This window comes from Anabaena sp. UHCC 0399, assembly GCF_034931465.1.
Classification (GTDB): domain Bacteria; phylum Cyanobacteriota; class Cyanobacteriia; order Cyanobacteriales; family Nostocaceae; genus Trichormus; species Trichormus minutissimus.
In genome coordinates, this window is sequence record NZ_JAYGGZ010000105.1 from 1 (window position 1) to 3,210 (window position 3,210).

Annotated in this window: 2 rRNA genes; both read right to left on the bottom strand. The window is 51.2% G+C overall.

Annotated elements, in window-relative coordinates:
* Window positions 1–4: 4 nt before the first annotated feature.
* A 5S ribosomal RNA gene (gene rrf / locus VB693_RS28720) occupies window positions 5–122 on the bottom strand.
* 70 nt (window positions 123–192) lie between these two features.
* Window positions 193–3,024 (bottom strand): 23S ribosomal RNA (locus tag VB693_RS28725).
* Window positions 3,025–3,210 lie beyond the last annotated feature (186 nt).

The following is a 3,210-nucleotide window of genomic DNA, read 5'->3' on the forward strand; positions in this document are numbered from 1 at the left end:
TAGAACCTGGCACTGAGCGATTGTGGCGGGAGGCAACCCTCCAACTATCGTAGCCGCAGCAATGTTTCACCTCTGAGTTCGGGATGGGGTCAGTGTGGGGCCATCGCGCCATAAGCACCAGGAAAAACGGTTGGGTCAGAGACCCTGAAGACTGCAAGAAAAGCGAGGTATGAGAGAAAAAACAATTGTTGTGAGGTCAAGCCCTCGGTCTGTTAGTACTCCTCAGCTTCATACATTACTGCACTTCCACTTAGAGCCTATGAACGGGTGTTCTGCCCGTGACCTTACCTACTATTAGTAGTGAGAGCACTCATCTTGAGGTGGGCTTCCCACTTAGATGCTTTCAGCGGTTATCCACTCCGCACTTGGCTACCCAGCGTTTACTGTTGGTACAATAACTGGTACACCAGCGGTGCGTCCTTCCCGGTCCTCTCGTACTAAGGAAGACTCCTCTCAATGCTCTTGCGCCTGCACCGGATATGGACCGAACTGTCTCACGACGTTCTGAACCCAGCTCACGTACCGCTTTAATGGGCGAACAGCCCAACCCTTGGGACGTACTTCCGCCCCAGGTTGCGATGAGCCGACATCGAGGTGCCAAACCTCCCCGTCGATGTGGACTCTTGGGGGAGATCAGCCTGTTATCCCTAGAGTAACTTTTATCCGTTGAGCGACGGCCATTCCACTCTGCGCCGTCGGATCACTAAGGCCTACTTTCGTACCTGCTCGACTTGTCAGTCTTGCAGTCAAGCTCCCTTTATGCCTTTACACTCGCCGCACGGTTTCCAAGCGTGCTGAGGGAACCTTTGCGCGCCTCCGTTACCTTTTAGGAGGCGACCGCCCCAGTCAAACTGCCCACCTGAAACTGTCCTTCTTCCGGCTAACGGAAATAAGTTAGAATCCTAGCTTCGCCAGAGTGGTATCTCACCGTTAGCTCCATATTCCCCACAAGGAATACTTCACCGCTTCCCACCTATCCTGCGCAAGCGAAGCCCGGACACAATTCCAGGCTACAGTAAAGCTTCATAGGGTCTTTCTGTCCAGGTGCAGGTAGTCCGTATCTTCACAGACATTCCTATTTCGCCGAGTCTCTCTCTGAGACACCATCCAGATCGTTACGCCTTTCGTGCGGGTCGGAACTTACCCGACAAGGAATTTCGCTACCTTAGGACCGTTATAGTTACGGCCGCCGTTCACCGGGGCTTCAGTCGTCAGCTTCAAGCTTTCACCCTGACCAACTTCCTTAACCTTCCGGCACTGGGCAGGCGTCAGCCCCCATACGTCCTCTTACGAGTTTGCGGAGACCTGTGTTTTTGGTAAACAGTCGCCTGGATCTCTTCACTGCGACCCACGTCTTAGGTGGGCACCCCTTCTTCCGAAGTTACGGGGCCATTTTGCCGAGTTCCTTAGAGAGAGTTATCTCGCGCCCCTTGGTATTCTCAACCTCCCTACCTGTGTCGGTTTCGGGTACGGGTACTATATGTTCATCACATTACTAGCTTTTCTTGACACTATCCTTCACCATGCGGAGTTCGTAAACTCCTCCCAAACCAATCAGGGTATGGCTATCTTTCATGCGTCCCTAATAATGCTCCCATACAATAGTCAGGGATTGTTGACCCTGTGTCCATCGACTACGCCTTTCGGCCTCGCCTTAGGTCCCGACTAACCCAGAGTGGACGAACCTGGCTCTGGAACCCTTAGGGTTTCGGGGCATTGGATTCTCACCAATGTTTGCGCTACTCAAGCCGACATTCTCACTTCCGTCTCGTCCACAGCTGCTCGCCGCTACTGCTTCAACCTATTACGGAACGCTCCCCTACCGATTAATCAATTGACTAATCCCACAGCTTCGGTACATCGCTTAGCCCCGTTCATTTTCGGCGCAAGATCGCTTGACTAGTGAGCTATTACGCACTCTTTCAAGGGTGGCTGCTTCTAGGCAAACCTCCTAGTTGTCTAGGCAATCTCACCTCCTTTATCACTTAGCGATGATTTGGGGACCTTAGCTGGTGGTCTGGGCTGTTTCCCTCTTGACGATGAAGCTTATCCCCCACCGTCTCACTGGCAATGTGTGCATCGGGTATTCTGAGTTTGTCTCGATTTGGTACCGGTCTCCCAGCCCGCACCGAAACAGTGCTTTACCCCCCGACTATAATCATTACCGCTGCGCCTCAACACATTTCGGGGAGAACCAGCTAGCTCCTGGTTCGATTGGCATTTCACCCCTAACCACACCTCATCCGCCGATTTTTCAACATCGGTCGGTTCGGACCTCCACTTGGTTTTACCCAAGCTTCATCCTGGACATGGTTAGATCACCAGGGTTCGGGTCTATAAACACTGATTATCGCCCTCTTCAGACTCGGTTTCCCTTTGGCTCCAGCATTCTCGCTTTAACCTACCAGTGCCTATAAGTCGCCGGCTCATTCTTCAACAGGCACGCGGTCATCCGTTTAATCGGACTCCCACTGCTTGTAAGCTCATGGTTTCATGTTCTATTTCACTCCCCTTCCGGGGTTCTTTTCACCTTTCCCTCGCGGTACTTGTTCACTATCGGTCACACAGTAGTATTTAGCCTTACGAGATGGTCCTCGCTGATTCACATGGGATTCCTCGTGCCCCATGCTACTCGGGATTCAGCTACTATCCTTCAACTTTCGACTACAGGACTTTCACCTCCTCTGGTGCAGTATTTAGCTGCTTCGTCTAGTCTCCGTGATTCGATATCGCTGTCCCACAACCCCATTCGGTAAACCAAATGGTTTAGGCTTTTCCCCTTTCGCTCACCACTACTTAGGGAATCTCTTTTGATTTCTCTTCCTCCAGCTACTAAGATGTTTCAGTTCGCTGGGTTGGCTCTTTCCTGTCTATATATTCAACAGGTAGTATTTAGGGTTGCCCCATTCGGACATCTCCGGCTCAATGTTTGCTTCCAACTCCCCGGAGTATTTCGTCGGTAACCACGTCCTTCTTCGCCTCTGTGTGCCTAGGTATCCACCATGAGCCCTTATTAGCTTGACCACTCAAACAATTGGTTTCTATCCTGCAAACACTTCCCTTCCAGTTCTGATTTCTGAGTTCTTCCCACTGATTTGACTCAGCATTCTTAACTCATCTCTCAACACTTTCATTGTCTGTGCTTGCTAATTTCTCGCTTTTCTATGCAGTTTTCAAGGTTCTGGCTGGTTCTTACCCAGCAGTCTAACT